The sequence below is a fragment of the Aureispira sp. CCB-E genome (assembly GCF_031326345.1).
Taxonomy (GTDB): domain Bacteria; phylum Bacteroidota; class Bacteroidia; order Chitinophagales; family Saprospiraceae; genus Aureispira.
Genome location: NZ_CP133671.1, coordinates 5,730,910 through 5,756,090 on the forward strand (window position 1 = coordinate 5,730,910; position 25,181 = coordinate 5,756,090).

The window sequence follows — 25,181 nt, forward strand, 5'->3', positions numbered from 1 at the left end:
AAGTAATAAATTAAAATAAGTTTATCATTGGAAATAAATCATTTACTTTTCAATTCAAATGAGCTAACCAAATAAAACGCCTCAAAATTTTTAAACTAAAAACAACTCAATGATTGCCGTTCAATTACCTTGAGGCATTTTTATCCTTTACTTCGTGGGAACAGCAGCGAGCGCACGACCAAAGGGAGTAACAAAACTAAGTACTAACTACCAATACCTTTTATTAAATGCTAATTAATAGATTACTTTTATTGCTTCACAATTTTTTGCATAGGATAACGTAGCATATTGCTAGTAACCTTTAACATGTAAACCCCAGCATCTAAGGCGCTCATATCTACTGTCTCTTGATGATATCCTTTAGAGATCGTTCTATGCTCTTTTTCTAATAACTTGCGTCCTGTCATATCGTATATTTCAACAGTGATTGTAGCCATTTCTGACGCCAATAAGCTTACCGTAATTTGCTTGCTGGTTGGATTTGGGAAGACTTGAATGCTTTCATTTTGATTCATCTGATAATCAATTGCCTTCATTTCAGAAACCATAGCATTTCCCTGATAGTCATATTCTCTAATTCTATAATAATTAACACCAACAAAAGGATGTTTGTCTACAAATTGATAGGTAGTTAGATTCGTACTATTTCCTGCTGCTGCCACACGTCCTAATTCCGTCCATTCTAACCCATCTAAACTATGTTCTACCAAAAAATAATCACTATCTTTTTCTTGCTCTGTTTGCCAATCCAACTCTACCACTTGATCGACTAGATTGGCATTAAATTCTTGCATTTGTATGGGCAATAATGTTGTAAAATCAAATGCATCTAAACGGTTCCAATGAGTCGCCCCTGCAATATTCCTCATTGTAATGTGCGTAGCATTATTCGGAGCGACAAAACTTACGGTATATTGTACCCACGTATTAGGCACCGTAATCCCTGTATATATTAACGTACCAAACGTATTGTTTGCCGTAGATGCTCCTATTTCAACATTGCCTTGTGGTCTAAATTGAATATCAGAATAGGCATAAAACGTAAAGGTGTAAGCTGTTCCTGCTACCAAAGGCGTAGAGAGTGCCATGGCTAATTCATCGCTATTAGGAGCAGCAAGAGCAATACAATAAGTACCATCTGGTATCGTAGGCACATAACAGCCTGCCACCATAATATCGGTTTCATTTCCTGCTCCATAAGCATTAACATCGCTCATTAGTGCATTAAAAGCTGTGTTATTAAGATTATAATTACAGCCTGTTGAGGTTGTATTCTCAAAACTGCCATTCAAAAAGCTTTGCGCTTTTGACGACTGTACATACATTAGGAATAAAATTAGAATATAAAATTGGGATTGCATATTGGGGAATTTTAGCGCACTGTCTGTGGTATAGATACTTTGTAAGTATTGATATTAATATTCTTACAAAAGAATCTATTAAGAATAGCTAAACAAAAGAACTTTATTACAATGACATCCAGTAATTTATAGACAAATCATCAATCTACTTTTCGATTATCTGAGTAATTACTATCAAATAAGTGTATAAATTTTGGAGTCTTTATCAACTTGTTCTGTAAAAAACAGCATAACTTAACAGGCAGTGGTTTAAGGTGAAATAAAATACTACTCTATAAGGGGAATAAATCCATAAAAGAAATGTTATTATTATAGTAGTTCGTTGATTAGCTCCCTGCGGTCGTGAGATCGCTATCGCTTAGTTGTTTACTTTTTTAGCTCGCTGCGCTCGTGAGATCGCAAACTTAGTTACCAAAAAGATAAAAAAGCACATTTATATTAACTTGATAATCAAAATTTTAACACAAAACACAACAAAGGCGGAATTTACTGATTATCAACTGCGCAGCACTCATGAAGTACCACGAAGTAGCAGCGCAGCTAAACTAATAAAGTTTTTCAACGACCACGTAGTAGCAGCGCAGCTAACTATTGTATTAACTAATAGTTAGCTACGTTACTACTAATTAATAGCCAATTCGGTTTAGTTTCTCTCATTATCCTACCCTTCTTATTGAGAGTGTGGAAATATTGAATTCATAAAAAACATTCGTCTGTATTAAAAATATATTGTATTGCTTTGTGTGTACTTAACAATTGACTACTAATAATAAGCAGACTACTAAGCAAAAGTACATCTTTTTTAATTATCATACAAAGTATATTAGTAGGTTAACTTTTTCGTTCGGTTGTATTATTTTTTGTGTAATTTTTTTTCTGCAGCAAAATACGTATAATATGGAATTACTTATTCAACACTCATGAAATGGTAACACAACTAGGTGTTAAATATATAACGAAAGATTAACTTCATTCATTCATTCAAAGTTCCAAAAAATGCAAAAAATTCTTCTTCTTCGTTTCAGCTCTATTGGCGACATTGTCCTAACTAGTCCTGTTGTTCGCTGTTTAAAAACACAGTTACCAAACGTTGAGATTCATTTTTTGACCAAAAAGACGTTTACTTCCATTCTCGACGCCAATCCGTACATTGATCAGGTACATACCTTTGATAAAGACACACAACCTCTCAAACAAGTCGTCAAAGCACTACAAAAAGAACAATACACACTACTCATTGATTTACACAAAAATCTTAGATCTTGGTATGTTGCTCGCCAATTAGGGATCAAAACCATAGCGTTCAATAAATTAAATCTTCAGAAATGGCTGCTAACGCAATTTAAGATAGATAAAATGCCCCACCTTCATATTGTAGATCGTTATTTGGATACTGTTCGAGAATTAAATATTAAGAACGATGACAAGGGCTTAGATTACCACATTCCACCTCAAGATTATATTGATTTAACAACACTCGACCAACGTTTAACCGATCAGACCTTTATTGTCTTTGTGATTGGTGCTGCCCATGCCACCAAACGCTTGCCTGCTTCCAAAATTAAGTCCATCTGCCAAATGCTATCCAAAGAACTAATTGTTCTCATTGGCGGCAAAGGAGATCGTGAAGCTGCCCAAATTATTGAAACAGCAGGAAATCAGGTGATCAATGCCTGTGGCCAATTCAACTTACATCAATCGGCATCTATTGTAGACCGAGCCAAAGTAGTTATTGCTCATGATACGGGTTTCATGCACATTGCTGCTGCATTAAAGCGTCCCATTGTTTCTATTTGGGGCAATACCGTTCCCAAATTTGGCATGTATCCTTACTTGCCTAGTAATGGTCCTAAATTTACCATCATAGAGCAACCGACGCTCACTTGCCGCCCTTGTTCCAAAATTGGTCACCCGCAATGCCCCAAAGGACATTTCAATTGCATGAATCAACTCGATGGAGCGACTATTGTGGAGGCTGTTTTAGATATTCTGGACAACAACTAAGTCTACTGTATCTCAGTCAAAAAGGTTGTTTCACTTCAATACCACACAATATACAAACCAATACACTATATTTTGAAAAAGCACTAAAAACACGTTGTTTGATTTCTTTATTCGATGTCAAAAGAATTCACTTATTCCTGTAAAAAATAGTTTGAAAGTATCAACTTTTCTTGTTTTTTGGACGTTTTATAATTAGTTTTGCATTCTTATTTAATCACTTATCCATAATATTCTAATAATGGCTATTTATATCACTGATGAATGCATCAATTGTGGTGCTTGCGAACCAGAATGCCCCAACAACGCCATCTATGATGGAGGCGTAGAATGGGCTTATGCAGATGGTACAGGTGCAACGGGCATGTTTCAACTTGTTGATGGACAGGAAGTAGATGCGCATAAAATGAATGCACCGGTTGAAGAAGATTTCTACTATATCGTAACTGATAAGTGTACAGAATGTGTTGGTTTTCACGAAGAACCACAATGTGCAGCAGTTTGCCCTGTTGATTGTTGTGTTCCTGACGAAAATCATGTAGAATCAGAAGAAAGATTGCTAAAGAAAAAGGCGATTCTACACGTTTAATTTGCAATTGCTTTACCCCTTTTTATAAAGAAGTCATTCTGGATTCGTTCAGAGTGACTTTTATTTTTGGGCTTACCCAACCAACATTTGCTCCTCCTTTTATTGAAGTTATCTTACCATTCATTGAAAACTGGTCGTCCTAATAAACAATAAATAATTTTTTTAGTCTATACTTGTGAACATTAAAGGACAAATATAGGTTTCATCCTAAACCTAACCCAACCTCTATTACTATAACCATAACCAAATCGTTTAGATTGAACATAAATCATGAATAAAATATTTCGAAAAATTAGTGTTGTTATTGGATTTGTCATTCTTGTTGGAGGTGTTTACTTTGCCTCTCAAGTTGGAAATTCAAGTGCTAACAAAACGAAGAAAACCAATACAGAATCTGCTGGTATGGCTACCGCTAAAACAAATTATGTTTATACCATGAAGGCAGCCAATGAAACCCTTTCATCTGAAGTCGTTATAAGTGGAAAAGTTGTTCCTCGCCAAAAAATTGACTTATACTCTGAGGTTACAGGTACCATAAAAAAAGCAGGGAAAGAGTTTAGAGAAGGCATTTTCTTTAAAGCCAAAGAATTGATGTTAACGCTAGACGATACAGAAGCTCAATTAGAACTCCAAGCTGCCAAAAGTCAATTGTACAGTTCTATTATCAGCATTTTACCTGACTTGGAAAATGACTATTCAGAAAATTTTGAAGCATGGCGAGCTTATGTAGATAATTTTGATCTCAAACAACCTATCAAAGAATTGCCAAAAACCAAAAATGCTAGAGAAAAGCTTTACATAGGAGGTCGTAACATCGAAAATCAATACATCAATATCAAACGTCAAGAATATCGGTTGACCAAATACAAAATTTATGCTCCTTTTGATGGCGTTCTTAGCAATGCTTCCACGTATGAGGGGGCATTGGTTCGTAGTGGTCAAAAACTAGGGGAACTAACGCACCCTTCTCGCTACGAATTGGAAGCAACCGTTTCTCTGTATGATGTACAGTTTTTCAAAAAAGGAAATAAGGTCAACCTCTATTCGGAGGCAACCAATGAAACGTGGTCGGGTACGGTCAATCGCTTTGGAAAAACTATTGAAGAAAAGACTCAAACTCAAAAAGTCTTTATCACTATCAATAGCAGCCAACTGAACGAAGGCATGTTTCTCAATGGAAAAATTACAACTAAGTCTTTGGATAATGTCGTTGCCTTGCCTAGAAAGCTACTTATCAATAATAATAAGGTATATGTTGTCAAAGAGGGAAAACTAGACCTCCAACAAATTGAAGTGGTGAAAGTTGACAACAATCAAATGTACGTTCGAGGTGTGGAAGACGGGACAGAGTTATTGGCACAATCTGTTTTAGGTGCCTACCAAGGTATGCCTGTCCAAGTAATTCAGTAAAATCAATCATAAATGAAAAACGCAATACAATATTTTATAAAATACCACATCACAGCAGATGTATTGCTGCTTTTGATTGGTATACTGGGAGTGCTTTCTGCTATTAATATTCAACGCAGCCAGTTCCCTAGGGTAGAAAGTCGAGAAATCGTTATCGAAACGACTTATATTGGTGCCTCTCCTACTGAAGTAGAAAAGGGAATTACCATAAAAATAGAGGAAGAAATTGATGGATTAGAAGGGATCAAAAAAGTTAGTTCTACCTCTGTCGAAAACTTATCAACGGTCAATGTTGAAATTTTTAGCAACTACAAAATTGAAAATGTCTTAAGCGATGTCAAAAATGCGATTGACCGAGTCAATACATTTCCTGATGACGCCGAAACGCCTGTTATTTACAAAAGAGAGCGAACAGATGCCGCAGCAGATATTATGATTAGTGGCGATGTTGATTTAAAAACACTCAAAGAGTTTGCAGAAAGAGCAGAGCAAGAATTATTGGCAAAAAAGAACATCTCTAAAGTAATCGTATCGGGCTATCCTGACGAGGAAATCGAGATTGCTATTCGAGAAAACGCTTTAGATGCTTATCAATTAACATTTGAAGATGTTGCCCGTGCTGTTCAAGGTTCCAATGTCGAATTGACGGGAGGAAATCTAGAAATGGGTAGTACTAAAATTACGATTCGTGCAGAAAATAAAGCCTACTATGCCGAGCAACTTGAAAACATTATCATTCAAACAAGTTCTAGTGGTACCAATATTCTCCTAAAAGATATCGCTGATATTAAGAACCAATGGGCAGATGTTCCACAACGAGAATTTTACAATGGCAAACCTGCTGTAAAAATTCAGGTGATGAGTCGTTTGAGTGAGGATATTATTACAACGGCTACCGAATCAAAAGAGTTTATAGAAGAATTTAATAACGAAAACACAATTGTTGAAGCCTTTTTGCTTCGAGATGGAAGTATTGGTATTCAACAACGTACAGAGTTATTGGTCAACAATGGATTGATTGGATTTGTTTTGGTATTGCTACTATTAGGCTTGTTTTTAAAACCAAGAATTGCCTTTTGGGTCGCCTTGAGTATTCCTATTTCTATTGCAGGAATGTTTATAATCATGCCTTTTTCTACAGTTAACATCAATATGTTGTCACTATTTGGGTTAATCTTAGTTATTGGTATTTTGGTAGACGATGGGGTTGTTATTGCTGAAAATATTTTCCAGAAATACGAGAAAGGAATTCCTGCCAAACAAGCCGCCATAGAAGGTGTAATGGAGGTCTTGCCTTCTGTTATCTCTGCTGTTATTACAACTTGTTGGTTCTTTATGCTCTTCTTTTTGATTGAAGGGCAAATGGGAGACTTTATGTCTAATATTGCCTTTGTCGTTATCTGTACCCTACTCTTTTCTCTAATTGAGGGCTTCTTTATCTTGCCTGCACATGTTGCGCATTCCAAAGATTTAGAGCATGGGAATAAGAAAAACGTTCTAGAAAAAACCAGTACCGCATTTTTTGACTTTCTAAAAGACAAAGTTTATGGTCCTACCCTTCGTTTTTGTATCAACAACAAAATGATTTCTATTTCTGTAGGCATTGTTATCTTGGTTCTATGCGGTAACTTAGTAAAAGGAGGGATTGTAAAAGTTACTTTCTTCCCTAATGTAGATCAGGATAATGTAGTGGTTGCCTTAAAATTACCAGCAGGAACAACAGAAGAGGTTACTCAAGGTCTTTTGACAAAAATTGAAAAAGAGGCATGGAAACTAAACACGGAACTATCCGCTCAACGAGAAGATGGTCAAATGCTAGTACAGTCAATTGCTCGTTCTATTAGCAATAGCCCTAACGAAGGAAGCTTGTTTATTTCTCTGTTAGATGGAGAAACTAGAAATATGCTAAGTTCTGATTTTGGAAATCAACTGCGTGATAAGGTTGGAAAAGTCTACGAAGCAGAAAGCTTAACCTATGGGCAAAAATCTATTTTTGGTGCTGCTATCCAAGTCGGTTTTGTTGGTGAAAACATGGAGGAATTGCGCAAAGCAAAAGATGAATTCAAAGAGATTTTGGAAGCCGATAGTCGTCTCAAAAATGTTGAAGACAACGACCAAAAAGGAGGGCTAGAATTTCATATAGAACTATTGCCTAAAGCTCGTGCATTGGGCGTTGATATTTCAACCGTCATTCGCCAAATTCGCCAAGGCTATTTTGGTTACGAAGTGCAACGATTGCAACGTGGCACTGATGAGGTTAAGGTCTGGTTGCGATACACCAACCAAGAAAGAGAATCGTTCAGTCAATTGCTCAACATGAAAATTAGAGTGGGGCAAAATACGTATCCTTTAAAAGAACTGGTCAAACTAGAACAAAAACGAGTGGCGTTGAAGATTTCTCACGTCAATAACCAAGCAAAAATGGAGGTTAGTGCTTCTTTGAACGATCCCAATGCCTCGGCTACAGAAATTTTTGACGAAGCAAAAGATGAAATTGTTCCAACTATCTTGGCAAAACACCCTAGCGTACAGGTTATTTATGAAGGTCAGAGCGAACGAGCAGGTGATACAACCTCCTCCATGAAACGTTGGTTGCCAGTTATTTTGTTACTTGTCTTTTTTACAGTGGTTTTGACTTTCCGTTCGTTCTTTCAAGCGGCAATAGTTTTACTCTTAATTCCATTTGCTTTTATTGGAGTGGTAACAGGACACTGGATTCACAATCTACCAATCAGTATGTTGTCTCTTTTTGGTATATTGGCCGTTGCAGGAGTTGTGATTAACGATAGTTTGGTTTTGGTGAGTACCATGAACCGTTTGTTAAAAGATGGTTTGAGTTTTATGGATGCTGTTTATGAGGCTAGTATTTCCCGCTTCCGCCCAATCTTACTAACTTCTGTTACGACTGTCGCTGGACTACTGCCTATTGTTCTAGAAACCAGTTTGCAAGCACAGTTTGTTATTCCTATGGCGGTATCCTTAGCCTATGGATTATTGTCCGCTACCTTTATCATGTTATTAATGCTGCCACCATTGTTGGTCGTTGTTAATAACCTCCGTAGAGGATGGAGATGGCTTTGGGAAGGAGAAAAAGTAGCGCCTAGAGCTGTTGAACCTAGTGTTCTAGAAGAGGAGGAAGAATAATTTTAAACTTTTTAATACAAAAAGGTTAGCCAATTACTAAGCATTACTCCGTTAAAACCACGCAGTAGCACCGCAGGTAACTAAGCTTGCGATCTCATGACCGCAGGGAACTAGCCTTGCGCTCTCATGAGCGTAGCGAATAATAATCAACGGAGTATTAACTAAAAAGATATAACATGAAATTTAAAAGCATCATTATGGCGTTCTTATGGAGTAGCCCTATATTAATGCTAGCTCAACAACAGCCTATTCAATTGGACGATGTCGTTCAAACGGCTATAGAAAATAATTTTAATATTAAAATTGCTAAAAATAATATAGAAGTAGCTGCCACTAATGCCACTATTGGCGCCGCTGGTTTTTTGCCTACCATTGATTTTTCGGGGGGCTATACTTATTCTAATAATAATAGCAAGACGACCTTTTCTGGTAATATTCCTGATCAAAATGAACCCGCAGCAGCTTCTCACAACTTTAATGCAAATCTAAATTTGCGCTATACTATTTTTGATGGTCTAAAACCTGTTTATCAATTAAAAAAGTCAAAGGTAGATGTTCAGTTGAGCAATACGCAATATCAACAGCAGATTGAAACGACTATTTATAACGTCATTCAAGCCTACTACAACTTAGCTTTGTTGCAAGAAGATTATAGAATTGCTACTGAAAAATTAGAGCTAACAAAAATTCAACTCAAGCGCATTGAAACACAACGAAAATATGGTCAGGGTTCTGAAGTAGAACGCTTGAATTTATTGACCTCTTATAACAGCGATAGCACGCAATTGCTACGTCTTAAATTAAATATGCGCCAAGCTGTCCGACAGTTAAATAAAGCTCTAGGAACAGAGGAAGTTGCTGATGACGCTATTGTTCAAGTAGATACAGAACTAGACTTGTCCTTAAACTATGAAACGGTCAAAGAAGCTGCCTTAAAAAATAACTTAATGGTGATTTCAGCTCAGCAAAATATTGAAAAAGCAAACCTTGATTACCAAATAACTAAAACGGAATTGTTTCCTAAACTAAATACAACGATTACGTATGGTTATAATGGTTCTAGGAATGACGTTGGTATTGTAAAAACAAGCGATGCCTTTGGTCCTAGCGTCAATTTAGGATTGACCTATACCATTTATGGTGCAGGTGCGGTCAAACGTGCTAAGATTCAAAATCGCCTAAATATTAAAAATCAAGAACTCAATCTAGAATTGGTTCAATATGATATTGAGCAAAGCGTTAAAGATGCTTATTCGAACCATGAAAACAATATGGCCTTAATCCCTCTGGAAGAGAGCAATGTAGTCATTAGTAAGCAAAGTTTTGATCGTATTACTAAAGCCTACAATTTAGGGCAAGCGAGTCTCTTAGATTATCAACGTGCCGAGCTCAATTATATACAAGCTCAAAAACAAGTCATTACAGCAAAATACAATGCCAAATTATCAGAATGGGAATTGCGTCGCTTAGCAGGTACTATTGCCAAATAAAGAGGAATTTCTAGTAAAACCATTTTAAAACTATAAACATTCATCATCAGTTCGTTCATAGTTTTAAAATGGTTTATTCTTACACTTCACCAATCTAAAAAACAATGCTTTTCTTAGAAAAAAACGGCTATCAACTGCTGCCCCTCTTTATTTCTGAGGCTACTCTACAAACACTACAATCGTGCAGCATAGCATTGGAGGGGGCTTCACCAAATATCCGAAAAAATGTCTTTTGCCATTCTACTAGTATAAAACCTATTTTTAAGCAAATCGAAACCAGTTTAAAGCACAAAGGATTGCCTTGTTTTATGACAGATTATTGCTTTTATCTATCCAAGTCTAAGCAAGAAAATTGGCCCTTACAATTTCACCAAGACATTAATCTTCCTGCTTATTTACAATTGGATCATTCTCAAAAAGAATTGTGGTTAAATCAAGGCTTTTGGGTGCGAATCAACTTAGATTTCAATGATCGTCAAACGGGTGCCTTAAAAGTAATTCCTCAAAGTCACTTAAAAGGAAAAAACAGTCCTTTTTCTAAAGAAGAGGTTGTCTTTTTAGATGCAAACGCAAGGGATGTTATTTTATTTAGTCCCCTACTCTATCATGGTTCAGATAGAATGCAACAAACTGCTCAAAGGCGTGTTTTCCAATGCTTTTTTCAGAAATCTACTTTTAATTCCCCCCAATAGCTACTTAAGTAATCGTTCAAAAAAATAGCAAGTCAAACGATCTTATTTTTTGTTATTATTTTTTCTGACCACTTACTTAACTAATTTTAAAGCACCATAACTTTGATATAACATACACAAGATTTCGGCATATACCACCACTTTTTGGGCAACTGCCTGTAAATACAAAGCCTCATTAGAATGCCAAGCATTGGTAGCATAAAACATGATAGCTATTTGTATCGCTAAAACGATAGCAAAAACAGCCATTGCAACAGCATAACGATTGGGATATGCTTGCTCTCTTAAAATAGCTAAGGTATAAAAAAGGGTCATCGCCAAAAACGCTAAAAAACCTACTCGCACATACAAACGATGTCCCCAATAGTCAATATCCCAAGGAACTTGCCCAATTCCAATATAGCTTGCGCCTGCCAAAACACCAAAAATCATAGTCAGCAATCCAAACACTTTGGCAGTAGGTTGGGTAAATAAATTGGGCAAAGCCACAAAAAAGACCATCAAACAAGTTCCTCCTATCCCCAACGCTGTCTTAAAAATCCAATGCGTCAACCAATTGGAAGTATGGTTAAACGTAACTGTCCGACCTAAGTCACTAAAAAAATTATATAAAAAGGAATAATGCTCTAGATAAGGCTCGTGCAACGTTCCTCCTGGATAAACTAGCATTGCTACAAGAGTCAATATAATAAATTGCAAGGCACCAAAAACACCTAAAGTATAGCAACGTTTCTGCCAAATTGTTGTCATGTATTTAGTAATAATAGTACGTCACCATTATGAGGTGTTTATCTCATGAACTTCGTTTTATAAGTACTGTGCAGTTGATAATAAAAACCGTAGCACAAAACATAATAAATTTAGTAACATTCTTATTTATCGCTTTGATAACTCATAGCAATATTCATAATCCGAAGTAGATTCTTCAACTCTCAAATGATGATTGATGTTTATATTTTGAACTTCCCAAACGTAATGAATTAAGCCCCCCGCTTGATCTGCTAAGGCAATCGAAATAATGTATTCTGTAACACTATCTCCATCGTCATCTGTTCCGTCAACAGATCTAATGTCCCAAATTCCTTCTAATTGATCACCATTAGATTCTGTGTAGTAAGCTGTTTTATCTTTCTCAAATCTAATCAAATCCCCTTCGTAGTGAGAAAAAATAGATTGGTGCCCAGCAAAGGCTTGATAAGAACGTTGGCTAGCACTTGTAAATTCCCAAGTTCCCTCTATGTTCATTTCTATACGATCAAAGGTATCTTTTCGACAATTGGAAAATGTGCAAATAATTAAGGCAAGTAGTAGTACTAATTTTGGCATGAAGTGTATTTTTAAGGACATTATACAAAGCCAAAAAGGTTTTCAACCTTATACTAGTAGTTCGTTGATTACCTGCGGTGCTACTTCGTGGTAGCTTCCTGCGGTCGTGAGATCGCTATCGCTTAGCTGTTTACTTTTTCACCAAAAAGATAAAAAAGCACATTTATATTAGTTTAATAATCAAAATTTTAACACAAAATGCGATAAAGTCATAACTTATTAATTATCAACTGCGCAGCACTCACGAAGTACCACGCAGTAGCAGCGCAGCTAAACTAATAAAGTTTAGCTGCGCTGCTACTGCGTGGTTTCAACGAACTATTGCTATACGGTTATTAACTTATTCAGATCTATATAATGTAGAGTGAATGAAAAGGCGTTCTTAATAATTTTTAGAACCAAATTTCATACCTCCTTCTCAACTCCTCAACACTTTAACTATCCCTATACACAAAGATTAACATTTCTAAGCTCTCTGACCATTCAGTAAATCGAAAAAACTGGTGCTAGTTTAAAAATCAGCTACACTACTACTCCGTTTACAATATATGAGAAAAATCTTGCCAGTAGCGCGTTCTAGGCACCTCTGCTTCACAAAGCACCTCTTCATTTGAAATCGGGTCTCTAAATTGCAGTTGCCAAGCATGCAAACAAATAGCCAAAGGAAGGTGTTTTTTGGTGGCACCATACTTTTCGTCTCCTATGATAGGACAGCCTATAAAGCCAAATTGCGCTCGAATTTGATGAAAACGACCTGTCTGTAATTCTATTTTGACAAGGTGACCATTAGCACTTGATTTTAAAAGCTCGTAAGACAAAGTACACTGTACACTACCTTTCTTATTTTCCTTAAAAATATCTGCTCGTTTTGCTTTTTGGTTTTTGACCAAATAGTGCCGCAACGTTCCTGCCTTGTTTGGTGGCTCATTCTCAAGGATAGCTAGATACGTTTTTTTTATTTTTCGACTACTCAACTGATCATTGAGTTTTTTAAGGCTATTCTTCTTTTTGGCAAATACCATGGTACCACTTGTAACCCGATCCAAACGGTGTACAACGCCGACAAAAGCAGCATTTTTAGGTTTTGTTGGTGCCTTGAAGTTCTTTCGATTCTTTGATGCAGCAACCTGATTACGCTCCAAACTGTATGGAGTTCGTTTGCCTGTTGTTAGATACTCTTCTACTAAGGATTCTACTGTAATTATCTCGAAAGGATTTCTTTCTGTAATTAAACCTGCTCTTTTATTAATAACAATAAAACTAGGACTTTCTTCAATAACTTTAAGCTTCTGAAACATAACTGGTAAACGTATTTTTTCTTTAGTATCAAGATAGTAGCAGTGCAGCTAACTATTGTCAAGAAGTACATTACAAATTAATAAGTGGTACTCAACCCTACTAAAAGTATCAATAATCGGCAAAGATATTCTTTTTTAAGCATTATTGTACTGTTCCTTAGAAAGTTTATTAAAAACAATTTTATAAAATTTACGTTACCAAGCTCTCCATCAAAAACTCACAATTTCAATTTCCACTCGTCGATTTAAATACGCAAATTTACCATGAATATCGTGTAACATTCTTTTACATCCATAGCCAACTGAATCCAAACGTTTGGGGTTAATTTTATAATCAATTAAAAATGTTGCTACGGTAGCTGCTCTAGCATCTGATAACTCTTGAGAAAACACTTCTCCATCTAGACAACCATTCGTATGTCCTTCAATTTTTATTTTCAACTTTTTATTGCGTTGCATCATTTTATACAATGCCTTGAGTGTGGGCATAGACTTCGGCAGTGGCTTGGGCGAACCACCGTAAAACAAGATATTGCTAACAACAAACTTAGTTCCTTTTTTTAATCTTCGAATGGGTGTTTTTAATTGAATATTTCTCATTTTGGTTTTAATTTTAAACGCCGTCATGAGTGTATCATAAAAGAAGTACCCCTCCTTGCTCACCTCTAAATGCAATAGGTCATTCATCTGGCTTTTGGGCAGATCAAACATTAGTTGATACGCTCCAGTCATAGAGTCTGCTGTTGTTTCGGCAATAACAAGACCCGTTTTAGTATTCGTCAAAGTAATATTGGCATCCAAGCTCCCCGCTCCATCTACTTGAACAACTTGTCCTGTCAACTCCATATTAATACTGTAATCGAAATGCAGCCAATGCCCTTTGCCATTGCCATAAACATTATTGACTAACAGTACATATTTTTCTTTGGGTTTTACAACAACAGATTGAGCATACGCCGCGTTAATCCCAGAAGTTACCAACATTTCCTCGCTTTCCATATCTAGCCCTGTCCTACTTCCTATAGCGGGTTTATTCCGAGAAAAATTAGTTCGAATTGGCAAAATTGTTTTATTCCGAACATTGGCACAAAAATTATCATCTGTGTATTTGTATAAAGCAAAATCATAATCATTTAAGCTATCCAAAGGCTCTATTTCAAATGTTAAGTGCCCTCCTGTTTTTGTTTCAAATTCATACCAAACGGTGTGATTCTCACGCTCCATAAAATGCAAACTCTTTGAATCGTTTCTACTAAACTCCAAGACTTCGCCATGTCCATTAGGACTTGTTGTTGGACCAATTGTTTTTCGTGTTTCAATGCTCAAACGAGTTGTACAATCTGCATGACCGTTTATATCCAAAGTATCGTTTGATATTTGTGCGCAAAGTATATTTCCGATTAGCAACAGTAAGCCACTTAGTAATAATTGCTGATAATTTTTCATCGTATTGAGATTGTTATATGGAAATTGATCGAGTGATTAATACATCTAACTAATAAAAACTAAACAAGAAGCTTCTAAGTTTTTGGTCAGCAAGTTAGCTTTTATTTAAACTAGATGATTGCTGTCTATATATAATAAAAACCTCCTCAAAAGATACAACTATTACTATCAATACTTCTTGTCTTCTACCTAAAATATTATTGATGAAGAATTGGGTGATATTTTGGTGCTTTGACAAATTTGTATATTTTTGCATTAAATCTTATTTAGACTAAATAAAAATAAATTTAAATGAAACACTTCTCTGCTCGCTATATACTGTTACTCTTGTTGTTCTCCATTGCCCTTGTTAGCAATGCTCAGTATGTAAAAGGAAAAGTTGTAGATGGTTCTAATAATGTTCTTCCATTTGCTGATATTTCTATAAGTGGAGAAGGGTTTCTTTTAACAACACTATCCGATAGCATAGGCACTTACAATTTTGACAACCTTCCCAAGGGAGTCTGTACTCTATCCGTACATTATTTGGGGTATGAACGCTTTGAAAGAACAATCTCAATCACCGAAAAGAAAACATACACCATCAATGTCACCTTAACCAGCTCTACCAATGTGTTGCAAGAACTAGAAGTTGTTGGCCAAAGCGATGAACAGATGCTAAAATCTTCTGCCTATGCGGTTGATGTCATTGCGACCAAAGCTTACAAAAACCTTACGGTTGATTTGAATCAGTTGCTCAACAAAACCGCAGGCATCCACATTCGTTCGGTAGGTGGGCTTGGTTCTGCTTTTAATTTGTCTCTCAACGGGCTTTCGGGCAATCGCATTCGATATTTTGTAGATGGTATTCCTATGGAAAATTTGGGTACGTCTCTAAGTTTGAACAATTATCCTGTCAACTTAGTCAAAAGTATTGAAGTCTACAAAGGCGTTGTTCCTATCGAATTAAGCGCAGATGCACTAGGCGGTGCTATCAATATTGTCAGCGATTACAAAGGAAAAACATTCTTGGATGCTAGCTATTCATTTGGCTCTTTTAATACCCATCAAATTGCCTTAAATGCACAATACTCCCAACCCAATAAAGGCTATTTCATAACACTAAACGCCTTCTTTAACCATTCTGATAACAACTACTGGATGGACGACCTTCCTGTTTATGATGAATTGGGCAATAAAGTAAACAACATCAGTATCCAACGATTTCACGATCAGTACACTTCTGGAATGGTCAGATTTAGAATAGGTTTATTAGATAAAGTGTTTGCAGACGAATTGTCACTCTCTGTAATGGGAGCCTTAAATAGAAATAATTACCAACATCCCAATAATAATATCAAACTAACATTTGGGGACTACCATACTAAAAACCAAACGCTTTCTGCACAAGCTTTGTATAAAAAATCGTTTAAGAAGATAAAAATAAAAGCGTATACCCAATGGAGTAATGTTGTCGAATCGGTTGTCGATACTAGTCAAAAAAAATACAATTGGGCTGGTGTGTATTGGTGGAGAGATGCCAGTTCTTCTAGAGGAGAGTTGAACGAGCGTCGCTCACTCTTTGTTTTGAATGACAAACTAATCAACTCTAGCTTACAACTTTCTTACAAAATACATCCTCGCCATCAAGTCAACTGGGCAGTGCATCAAAATTTCTTGTATCGAGAAGGCAAAGATAAAGTTGATGCATTAAGGCGATCATTTACCACTCCTAGTACTTTGCATAAAAATTTAATGAGTTTAGGGTATAGCATCAACACCAAAAACAAGCGACTAGAGGCAACGGTCTTTGGCAAAGGCTATTGGTTCAATGCCCATATTATTACTCAAGATTATACCAACAATGATGTTGAGAATACTGTCAACAACTTTTTGGGGGGCTATGGCATTGTAGGAACTTACCGACTCCCTAAAAAAATGCAATTCAAACTGTCGTATGAAAAAGCATATCGCCTTCCTGAAACTTATGAAATATTAGGTGATGGCATCTACATTCGCCCAAACCCAGCATTGCTTCCAGAAGCAAGTCACAATATAAATTTTGGATTTAATACGAGTCCTACCATACCACTATTTCAGTTTCATTATGAGTGCAACTTTTTTTATAGAAATGCTCAAAACTACATTCGCTTTGTCCCTCTAGGTCCTTTTGGTTCTTATGAAAACATCAACAATGTTGGTGTTATTGGAGTAGAAATGGGCGGTGCGGTTCATTATAAAAAAACCGTTAGCTTGTCTCTTAATGCTACCTATCAGCACCTTACGGACGAATCTCCTTTTGATGAAGGTTTGCCCAATGTTAACTACCAAAGTAGGGTTCCCAATATTCCATATTTATTTTCCAATATTCGCTTGGGGTACCACTTCGACCTAAAAACAAAAGATCTACAATTTGCTATTTTTTGGAGTGGGCGCTATGTCCATCAATTCTACTTGACGTGGGAAAAACTTGGCAATGCTACGACAAAAAATGTTATTCCAAGTCAGTTCATTCAGGATTTGAACCTAGAATGCTCGTGGAAAAAAGGCAAGTATAATTTAGCAGCTAGTCTTAACAACTTTACCAATACCAAAGCATACGATAATTTTAATATACAAAAACCAGGGATTGCATTTTATGTCAAACTAAGATGCTTTTTCCTGAAATAAATAGGTTCATTTTTTACCATCATCCTTACTTCGTTCAAACATTTTATAACACGAAGTATCAAATTACTTATATCATGTATAGCATGTCTAATTTAAATAGTTTTTTCTGCTTATTGCTCAGCATTTCTTTAGGTTTTGTTGCTTGTGAGCAAAAAGTAGTGACACCTCAACCTGTTGAAGCAGGAATTACATATGCCCTAAAAACGACAGGTACAGATGAAACAGAGTTTTTATTGAATAAAACAGACCTTATGCAGGGAGAACTCTCTGCTGTCAATAGTGGTGTAGAGCAAACGGGCTGGCGTTTTTATTATCCTGTCGGCAAAACCTTGTTTGCATCGGGATATAGTGATGACAATCAATGTGCTGCTTATGCCTTAGACGAAAATGGAAGTTTGATGAAAAAAGGAGAGTTTATTTTTGATAATGCCTTAGAAATGTTTGGTGCATCTTCGGATGAAGAGACCTTGTTGGCGATGGAGATTCCTAGAGCTGGTTTCCAAAACAGAAGGCTCTATTTTATTGATGTCAATACTGTTGGTGTCAAGAAAATCGTTGGAACAAAAATATTTGAATCCATTCCTGATTCTTTGGTTGCTTGGCCTACTGCCTTAAAAGTTCGTGGCAATCATCTATTTGTGCCATTTCATAAATTGGACGTACAAGGCAACTTTAGCACACCACAACCCAACGAAGCTCTAATTGCTGTTTATGATTACCCAAATGTAGGAACAAGCCCTACCAAAATTATTTCAGATTCTAGAACTTGTCACATTGGCGCGAATGGTGCAACAGAGGGCTTGATAGAAGCCGATAATGGGGACCTTTATTCTTTCTCTTGTGGTGCTATTATGGCTGGGTTTTCTGTCGCTCCTACCAAACCTTCTGGTATTTTGAGAATCAAAGCAGGGGAAACTGATTTTGATCCTAATTACTTCTTTGATATAGAAGCGGCAACCAATGGAGGTAAATTGTTTTGGTTTGATTATGTAGGTAATAATAAAGCTATTGCTAGAATATTGACGTCAGACAATCCAGCCGCTCCTTGGGCAGCTTATGGTCGTGATATTTTTAATCAGAAACTCGTCATTATTGACTTAGCAAATCAAACGATTACGGATGTTACCAATGTACCTTTGCATGCCAAACGATACACCTCTCCTATCTTGGTAGAAGAAGGAAAAGTTTATGTAAGCATTGAAACAGCCAATGATGCTTATGTCTATCAAGTTGACATCGCTTCTGCTGTAGGAACCAAAGGTGCCAAAATAGTAGGAAAAACAATCAAAGGGTTTTACAAACTTTACTAAGGCAAAGTATTTCAAAATTTAAGTAATTGTTTAGGAAAAAGCATTTTAAAAATTGATTTTTTCTAAGCGATTATTTGGCTTGATTTTGCACTTATGTTATTGCTTTAGTCCGCTCATGCTTAAAAACACAGCACACTTGTTAATTATAATAAGTCAAGCATTAAGAGCGGACTATTGCAATGTATTGCAATTCAACATTGCCTATCAAATTTATTTTCTAATACTCAATATCAATAGCCTGATAATCATTCATAGGCTACTATTAACAATAACTTTCGCCTATCTATTACTCTGTTTCAAAAATCGTATCAATCTAATTATTAGCAAGGTACATTCTTATAAATTTTCAAATACAATACTAATAAGCAACAGAGTATCACCTATTAAGATTTATGAAAAATAAGCCTCCTCTAAAACAACGCATAAAAAAAGTAGCTAGAAAAGTTCATCTCTTTTTAGGCTTAGTAACTGGTTTGATTGTTTTTATTCTTGCCCTAACTGGTGTTTGTCTCTCTTTTCAAGATGAGATAAGAGATTTTGGCGCAGATTACAAAACGGTTCCCAAAGAATCCAAACCATTTTTGACCGCTTCTGAGGTCAAAGAAATAGCACAAACCATTTTTCCTGACAAAGCCATTCATGGTAGTGTTTTTGGGAAAGCCACCGATGCTATTGAAGTTATCTTTTATGAAGCAGAACCTGAGTTTTATTATAAGGTTTATCTAAATCCTTATAGTGGTGCTGTCTTACACAAAGAAGATTGCCTTTCTGGTTTTTTAGCTTTTGCTTTGCAAGGGCACAAAACGCTGTGGTTACCCAAGTCTATTGGTGCTGTCTTGGTCTCCTATGGTACCTTTCTATTCTTAATTGTGTTGGTATCGGGTCTTCTGCTTTGGTGGCCCAAAAACAAACGACATTTCAAACAAACCCTACAAGTCAAATGGACCAAGAGAACTTCTTTGAAAAAGAAAATTATTCAAATACATACGATTCTTGGTGTTTATCTATCTTTATTTGCTTTGATTATTGGTATTACAGGCTCTATAATAGGTTTAAATTGGTTTTATTTCATTGTTTTTAAAGCCGTTGGAGGAAGTAAAGCTCCTCAATTTATTATTCCTAATAATATCTCTACGCCAAATGGTAATCCGTCCGATACCATTGCATTGGATCAATTGATTCCCCGAATCAAAAAAGACATTCCCAATTATCAAAATTTAGAATTGCATTATCCAGAAACAGATTCTACCGCAATTTATGTAGAGGTGTCGTATAGCCAAGGCGTTTATTACGACTCTGATTATCGTTTTTACGATCAACATACATTACAAGAAATAAAACCAAATTCTATTTATGGTATTTATAAAGACAGCGATTTTGCCGATAAAACCATCCGCATAGCTTATGATACGCACGTTGGAGCAATTTTAGGATTGTTTGGTAAAATTATTGTCTTTCTCGCTAGCTTTCTTATTTCTATTTTACCTGTAACTGGTTTGTTAATTTGGTGGAAAAGAAAAAAAGATATTGCCGAACGAGTATAGTACTCGTTTTTTTTGTTGATTTTCAGTTAATTACACCACATAAATGTATATTAATGATTATCAATTTTTTGATAAAAATTTAAAAATAAAACTTGCGATAATGGAGATTGTGACGTTATATGTAATCCATAAAAGGATTTTTAACAAAAAAAGTCTTTAATATGAAAGCAAAATCAGCATTAATACTAAGAATAGCGCTATCTATTATACTAATTTGTGCTTCAATTATTTTTATTCATACTTCTTTGGATTCAAAGAATAGAAATAATTGTATGATCAAAGCAAAAAGCTGCGATAATGGAGTAAAAAGATACACTTATACCAGTAAGTATATTGGGGAATGTGACTGTACAGTAATCTGTCAGTAGATATATCTTTCCCCTCAAAGAGGCTGTCGGAAAAGTCCGAAGTCTCTTTTTTTTTGTGCAACTTTTAGCCGTATTAGAAAGTTTTGTGCGCCCCCCCCTCTCCTCCTTTGCAACATTCTTATGCCGTTGCAATCACAACTGTATATATTTTCATTGAAAGTATATTTCCTATAAATCTCATTATCAGATATTTATTTTTTCAACTCTAAAAAGGTGAAAAAATTATTTAGAATAAGTCTAAATAAAATTGAATTATAAAATATAATTACATAGCTTTGTGGCATTAAACTTATTTAGACTAAATAAAAATAAGCAATGATTCTAAATTACCTTTCTAAAAACGAGACAGATTTTAGCAGTATTCTAGATGCGACATCGGTTCACACGCTAAAAAATAACATAGAAAAGACGATTGATTATTTAATTGGATTTTTTGAACGAGAAAAGTTTTATAGTGGTGCTTCTATTGAAGAATTAAAAAATAAAATGCAACAAATTGGAGAGGCGACGGGGCATCCTCTTAATTTATCAGCCGCATTGGATGAAATCAAAGACATTTACTTGGATCATACCATCTCTTTTCATAATCGAGATTATATGGCACATCTAAATTGTCCTGTCACGATTCCTGCTATCATTGGTGATTTCTTGGCTTCAACAATCAATACAGCAGTTGAAACATGGGACCAAAGTACATCTGGCACCTTAATCGAACAAGAACTCATTGAATGGATTGCAACAAGTTTCAAAATGCCTGCAACTGCCGACGGAGTTTTTACAAGTGGAGGAACACAATCAAATTTCATGGGCTTGTTGATGGCTCGAGACCACTATGCACATCAATATTTAGGTCTAAATATTAAGCAGCATGGCTTTTCTAAAGTGGTTCATAAATTTCGAATCTTCTGTTCTGAAAAAGCACATTATAGCATCAAAAAAAATGCTGCCTTATTGGGCTTAGGTTACGATGCTGTGGTTGAAGTACCAACAGATGCGGTATACAAAATGAATCCACAAGCCCTATCTCAAGCCATTGAGACAGAAAAAGCAAAAGGCAATATCCCTATCGCTGTAGTCGCTACGGCAGGAACAACTGATTTTGGTAGTATAGACCCTATCGCTGACATTTCTAAAATTGCTAAGGCTCATAACTTATGGTTGCATGTAGATGGTGCTTATGGGGGGTGTTTTATTTTTACCCAAACGCACCAAAAAACATTGGAAGCAATCCAGCATGCCGACTCTCTCACCATTGATTTCCATAAAACATTCTTTCAACCTGTTTGCTCTAGTGCTTTTATTACTGCTAACAAGGCTAATTTTAAGTATGTATCCTACTATGCCGATTATCTAAATCCAATAGAAACCAAAGATGCAGAAGCTCCCAACTTAGTTGTCAAGTCGCTTCAAACAACTAGACGTTTTGACGCACTCAAACTATGGTTCACACTACGGATGACAGGGATTGAAACCATTGCCTCTTTCTTGGAAATTGTACACCAACGCGCCTTAGATGCCTATAACTTATTGTTAGCAGCCGATTGCTTTGAGGTCATGCACAAACCAGAGTTAAGTACGGTCGTGTTTCGATACAAACTAAAAGCAGGGATTGAAGACGACGCTGTTCTTGATAGTGTCAATTTAGCCATTAAAACTGCTTTATTTAACACTGGACAGGCCTCTATTGCCAGTACCAAAATTAATGGCACGACCTATCTAAAATTCACGCTACTAAATCCCAAAACAACTCCTTCAGACCTCAAAAAGATTATTCAGTTAATCATTCAACAAGGAAATATCTTCTATTCTAACAACTAATATTACTCCGTTAAAAAATCGTATCAGTTTGATTATCAGTAAGATGCATTTTTATTATTTTTTATGATAAAAGGCTAATAATCAAACTGATGCAAGATGCTTTTTTATGTTTTTTATAAAAAAACTAAAAAATCAACGGAGTACTAAACTAATATACTATCGTAATGAACACAAGTAAAATTTATGACTTCATCGGTATTGGTGTTGGTCCTTTTAACCTAGGATTGGCAGCACTAACAGAACCTATACAAGAACTACAGGGACTATTTTTTGACCAATCCACTTCTTTTGACTGGCATCCAGGAATGATGATTGAAGGAACAACATTACAAATTCCTTTTATTGCAGATTTGGTTACCTTAGCAGATCCTACCAACCCTTATAGCTTCTTAAATTATATCAAGCAAGCTGGTCGAATCTATGCCTTTTATATTCGTGAAAACTTTCTGTTACTCCGAAAAGAATACAACCAGTACTGCCAATGGGTTATTCAACAATTGCCCAACGTTCATTTTCAATCTCGAGTAGATTCTATCCATTACAATGCCTCCAATAAACTTTATGAGGTTTCTGTTTTTCATCAGCCATTGCAAAAAACGCTTGTTTATAAAACAAAAAAAATCGTATTGGGTACAGGAACAAGCCCACATATACCCAAGTGTTGTCTTGCGCACAAGGAAACGCTTATTCATTCATCTAATTATTTAGCACACAAAAAACAACTGCAACAGCAAAAAAGCATTACGATTGTTGGAAGTGGTCAAAGTGCTGCTGAAATCTTTTACGATTTATTGCAAGATATTGATCATATGGAGTATGAATTGAATTGGATTACTCGTTCTGATCGTTATTTTCCTTTGGAATATACCAAGCTGACTTTAGAAATGACTTCTCCTGAATATGTTGATTATTTCTATCGCCTCCCTGCCGCCAAAAGAGATGCCATTCTTCAACGTCAAAAACATCTGTACAAAGGAATCAACGGCGATTTGATCAATGCTATTTATGATTTACTGTATACCAAACGCCTTTCAAAACCTAATATAAACGTACAGTTACAAACACATTCGACCTTAAAAGAAGTTCGTCCTACTGCTCTATCGGAATTAGAGCTTACCTTTCATCAACACCAACAAGATGCCTATTATGAGTTAAAAACAGAAGGGCTGGTTTTGGCGACAGGTTATACCTATAGGTTACCTAAATTTCTGGAAAGCATTCACGAGCGTATTCAGTGGGATGACAAGGGGCGATTTGATGTCCAAAGAAATTATAGCATCGATACTCAAAACAATGCCATTTTTGTTCAAAATGCTGAATTGCATACGCATGGTTTTGTAACACCTGATTTGGGAATGGCTGCTTATCGCAATTCTTACATTATCAAAGAAATGACAGGAATTGACTACTATCCTATCGAACAAAAAATTGCTTTTCAACAATTTGAAGTAGACCACACTTCCCAATTACAATTAAAAGACCTTGAACATCAAGTCTAAAAATACACCTTATGGATTTAAGATTTTTTTTAATTTTAATGACTTTAGTTGCTGTTGTAAGTGACTATCTACTGCATCCTTTTTATCCTCAATTTTTTGAATTAAGATTTGGCATTACAGATCCTAAAATAGTTGGTTATTATTTTGGGGCGATTTGCTTTATGGTCATGATTGCCTTCCCTTTCTGGGCATACCTAGCCAAGAAAATAGCAGAACTAAAAATTTTAGTTATTACTCAAGCCATTGCAGGGGTTTTAGCCTTGTATTGTTTCAGTACTAGTTCTTATTTTAATTTTTGGTTGGCTTCTTTAATAATGGTTTTATTCAAGGGAAGTTATCTACTGGTTTATCCGTTTATTCTTAAAATAATCAAAAAAGAAGAACAGGTACACACCATTGGTTTGCTCTCTGTTATTGTTCATCTAGGTGGCATTGGAGGAGCTGTGATTGGCGGTTTAGCAGTTGATTTTTTAGATCCTCGGTACATATTTTTAATCATGGCTTTGGGGGATTTTGTTCAAATGGCTATGAGTTGGTACCTTTTAAAAAGCAACCGTTTTTTGACCAATCAAGTCCTAACTTCAGCAGCAATAGCAGTAGAAAAGCGTAGTAATAATGGCTTTATTCTAAAGGTAGGTTTACTCACTTTAGTCCTGTATTTTAGTGATTTCTTAATTCGACCTTTTTTCTCTACCTATTGGGAAAGTATTTCTATATACGACAGCAAACTAGTTTCTGGAACGATGTACGCTATTCCTGGTTTTGTGGCACTGATTGGTCTTTTTTTCAATCAAAGACACGCACCTAATAACCTGTATAGAGGTATTTTATCCGCCTTATTATTAGGAATAGTTGGGCTGTGGCTACAAGCCTCTCAAATAGATGTTGTCTTAATTTTGGGTAGAATCATTTATGGCTGGGCAATATTTCAAGGCATGGTTCGGTTCGATGTCCTTTTGTTTGAACAAAGCCATCCAGATGCTTATGCCCTAGACTATAGCAAGATTCATTTTTTCCAAAACTTAGGCGTTTTATTAGCCTCCTTGTCAGTCGGAATTATTGTTGACTTAGAAGGATTAAGAATGCCTTTCTTGATTGCTGTAGGTTGTTTTATGGCGATTCTTTTAATGTATTATATACTCTTTTATGTACAAATAAACGTCAAGTCTGCACTCAATAACAAGGTGTCTAAAACATAACACACCATTTCAAAGTAAACCGACTATCAATAATAGT

The 25,181-nt window shown here is 35.8% G+C and carries 17 protein-coding genes; 12 read left to right on the plus strand and 5 right to left on the minus strand.

Annotated features, from left to right (window positions below):
• Positions 1–248: 248 nt before the first annotated feature.
• Complete coding sequence (locus QP953_RS22410) at positions 249–1,361, minus strand: T9SS type A sorting domain-containing protein (protein WP_052594018.1); 1,113 nt, start codon at positions 1,359–1,361, stop codon at positions 249–251.
• Positions 1,362–2,357: 996 nt separating this feature from the next.
• Here QP953_RS22410 and QP953_RS22415 point away from each other — a divergent pair.
• From QP953_RS22415 to QP953_RS22440, 6 genes are all read left to right on the plus strand, one after another.
• Positions 2,358–3,365 (plus strand): glycosyltransferase family 9 protein, encoded by a 1,008-nt coding sequence (locus QP953_RS22415; RefSeq protein ID WP_309553014.1) that lies wholly within the window; start codon positions 2,358–2,360, stop codon positions 3,363–3,365.
• Positions 3,366–3,603: 238 nt separating this feature from the next.
• Positions 3,604–3,951, plus strand: coding sequence for a 4Fe-4S binding protein (locus QP953_RS22420; RefSeq protein ID WP_052594014.1), 348 nt, complete (start codon positions 3,604–3,606; stop codon positions 3,949–3,951).
• A 270-nt stretch (positions 3,952–4,221) separates the two neighbouring features.
• Positions 4,222–5,361 (plus strand): efflux RND transporter periplasmic adaptor subunit, encoded by a 1,140-nt coding sequence (locus QP953_RS22425; protein ID WP_052594011.1) that lies wholly within the window; start codon positions 4,222–4,224, stop codon positions 5,359–5,361.
• 12 nt (positions 5,362–5,373) lie between these two features.
• A complete protein-coding gene (locus QP953_RS22430; protein ID WP_309553015.1) occupies positions 5,374–8,505 on the plus strand; it encodes an efflux RND transporter permease subunit in 3,132 nt (1,043 codons plus the stop codon).
• 176 nt (positions 8,506–8,681) lie between these two features.
• Positions 8,682–9,995: a TolC family protein gene (locus QP953_RS22435; protein WP_052594008.1), complete on the plus strand. Its 1,314-nt coding sequence runs from the start codon at positions 8,682–8,684 to the stop codon at positions 9,993–9,995.
• Positions 9,996–10,099: 104 nt separating this feature from the next.
• Entirely contained in the window at positions 10,100–10,687 is a 588-nt protein-coding gene (locus QP953_RS22440; RefSeq protein ID WP_309553016.1) for a phytanoyl-CoA dioxygenase family protein, read from the plus strand.
• Between the two features lie 72 nt (positions 10,688–10,759).
• Here QP953_RS22440 and QP953_RS22445 read toward each other — a convergent pair whose 3' ends face one another.
• The 4 genes from QP953_RS22445 to QP953_RS22460 all read right to left on the minus strand — a co-directional run bounded on the left by QP953_RS22445 (position 10,760) and on the right by QP953_RS22460 (position 14,757).
• Complete coding sequence (locus tag QP953_RS22445) at positions 10,760–11,437, minus strand: DUF998 domain-containing protein (RefSeq protein ID WP_052594004.1); 678 nt, start codon at positions 11,435–11,437, stop codon at positions 10,760–10,762.
• Positions 11,438–11,563: 126 nt separating this feature from the next.
• Positions 11,564–12,013 (minus strand): hypothetical protein, encoded by a 450-nt coding sequence (locus QP953_RS22450; RefSeq protein ID WP_309553017.1) that lies wholly within the window; start codon positions 12,011–12,013, stop codon positions 11,564–11,566.
• 539 nt (positions 12,014–12,552) lie between these two features.
• A complete protein-coding gene (locus tag QP953_RS22455) occupies positions 12,553–13,311 on the minus strand; it encodes an RNA pseudouridine synthase (protein WP_309553018.1) in 759 nt (252 codons plus the stop codon).
• A gap of 210 nt (positions 13,312–13,521) precedes the next feature.
• Positions 13,522–14,757, minus strand: coding sequence for an OmpA family protein (locus QP953_RS22460; protein ID WP_052593998.1), 1,236 nt, complete (start codon positions 14,755–14,757; stop codon positions 13,522–13,524).
• Positions 14,758–15,048: 291 nt separating this feature from the next.
• On the opposite strand from QP953_RS22460, the gene QP953_RS22465 reads away from it, so the two are divergent.
• The 6 genes from QP953_RS22465 (at position 15,049) to QP953_RS22490 (ending at position 25,144) form a co-directional block, all read left to right on the plus strand.
• Positions 15,049–17,406, plus strand: a complete 2,358-nt coding sequence (locus tag QP953_RS22465) for a carboxypeptidase regulatory-like domain-containing protein (protein ID WP_309553019.1) — start codon at positions 15,049–15,051, stop codon at positions 17,404–17,406.
• 83 nt (positions 17,407–17,489) lie between these two features.
• The gene (locus QP953_RS22470; protein ID WP_309553020.1) at positions 17,490–18,716 is read left to right on the plus strand and encodes a DUF4374 domain-containing protein; all 1,227 of its coding nucleotides are present in this window, start codon (positions 17,490–17,492) and stop codon (positions 18,714–18,716) included.
• Positions 18,717–19,108: 392 nt separating this feature from the next.
• A complete protein-coding gene (locus QP953_RS22475; protein WP_309553021.1) occupies positions 19,109–20,260 on the plus strand; it encodes a PepSY-associated TM helix domain-containing protein in 1,152 nt (383 codons plus the stop codon).
• 683 nt (positions 20,261–20,943) lie between these two features.
• The gene (locus QP953_RS22480; protein WP_309553022.1) at positions 20,944–22,446 is read left to right on the plus strand and encodes an aspartate aminotransferase family protein; all 1,503 of its coding nucleotides are present in this window, start codon (positions 20,944–20,946) and stop codon (positions 22,444–22,446) included.
• Between the two features lie 164 nt (positions 22,447–22,610).
• Positions 22,611–23,945: a lysine N(6)-hydroxylase/L-ornithine N(5)-oxygenase family protein gene (locus QP953_RS22485; RefSeq protein ID WP_309553023.1), complete on the plus strand. Its 1,335-nt coding sequence runs from the start codon at positions 22,611–22,613 to the stop codon at positions 23,943–23,945.
• Positions 23,946–23,956: 11 nt separating this feature from the next.
• Entirely contained in the window at positions 23,957–25,144 is a 1,188-nt protein-coding gene (locus QP953_RS22490; RefSeq protein ID WP_309553024.1) for an MFS transporter, read from the plus strand.
• The last annotated feature ends 37 nt before the right edge of the window (positions 25,145–25,181 follow it).

What these genes read in the sequence shown, in the direction of transcription:
- QP953_RS22410 (WP_052594018.1), bottom strand. Translation starts at nt 1,361, where the DNA reads ATGCAATCCCAATTTTATATTCTAATTTTATTCCTAATGTATGTACAG.
- QP953_RS22415 (WP_309553014.1), top strand. Translation starts at nt 2,358, where the DNA reads ATGCAAAAAATTCTTCTTCTTCGTTTCAGCTCTATTGGCGACATTGTC.
- QP953_RS22420 (WP_052594014.1), top strand. Translation starts at nt 3,604, where the DNA reads ATGGCTATTTATATCACTGATGAATGCATCAATTGTGGTGCTTGCGAA.
- QP953_RS22425 (WP_052594011.1), top strand. Translation starts at nt 4,222, where the DNA reads ATGAATAAAATATTTCGAAAAATTAGTGTTGTTATTGGATTTGTCATT.
- QP953_RS22430 (WP_309553015.1), top strand. Translation starts at nt 5,374, where the DNA reads ATGAAAAACGCAATACAATATTTTATAAAATACCACATCACAGCAGAT.
- QP953_RS22435 (WP_052594008.1), top strand. Translation starts at nt 8,682, where the DNA reads ATGAAATTTAAAAGCATCATTATGGCGTTCTTATGGAGTAGCCCTATA.
- QP953_RS22440 (WP_309553016.1), top strand. Translation starts at nt 10,100, where the DNA reads ATGCTTTTCTTAGAAAAAAACGGCTATCAACTGCTGCCCCTCTTTATT.
- QP953_RS22445 (WP_052594004.1), bottom strand. Translation starts at nt 11,437, where the DNA reads ATGACAACAATTTGGCAGAAACGTTGCTATACTTTAGGTGTTTTTGGT.
- QP953_RS22450 (WP_309553017.1), bottom strand. Translation starts at nt 12,013, where the DNA reads ATGCCAAAATTAGTACTACTACTTGCCTTAATTATTTGCACATTTTCC.
- QP953_RS22455 (WP_309553018.1), bottom strand. Translation starts at nt 13,311, where the DNA reads ATGTTTCAGAAGCTTAAAGTTATTGAAGAAAGTCCTAGTTTTATTGTT.
- QP953_RS22460 (WP_052593998.1), bottom strand. Translation starts at nt 14,757, where the DNA reads ATGAAAAATTATCAGCAATTATTACTAAGTGGCTTACTGTTGCTAATC.
- QP953_RS22465 (WP_309553019.1), top strand. Translation starts at nt 15,049, where the DNA reads ATGAAACACTTCTCTGCTCGCTATATACTGTTACTCTTGTTGTTCTCC.
- QP953_RS22470 (WP_309553020.1), top strand. Translation starts at nt 17,490, where the DNA reads ATGTCTAATTTAAATAGTTTTTTCTGCTTATTGCTCAGCATTTCTTTA.
- QP953_RS22475 (WP_309553021.1), top strand. Translation starts at nt 19,109, where the DNA reads ATGAAAAATAAGCCTCCTCTAAAACAACGCATAAAAAAAGTAGCTAGA.
- QP953_RS22480 (WP_309553022.1), top strand. Translation starts at nt 20,944, where the DNA reads ATGATTCTAAATTACCTTTCTAAAAACGAGACAGATTTTAGCAGTATT.
- QP953_RS22485 (WP_309553023.1), top strand. Translation starts at nt 22,611, where the DNA reads ATGAACACAAGTAAAATTTATGACTTCATCGGTATTGGTGTTGGTCCT.
- QP953_RS22490 (WP_309553024.1), top strand. Translation starts at nt 23,957, where the DNA reads ATGGATTTAAGATTTTTTTTAATTTTAATGACTTTAGTTGCTGTTGTA.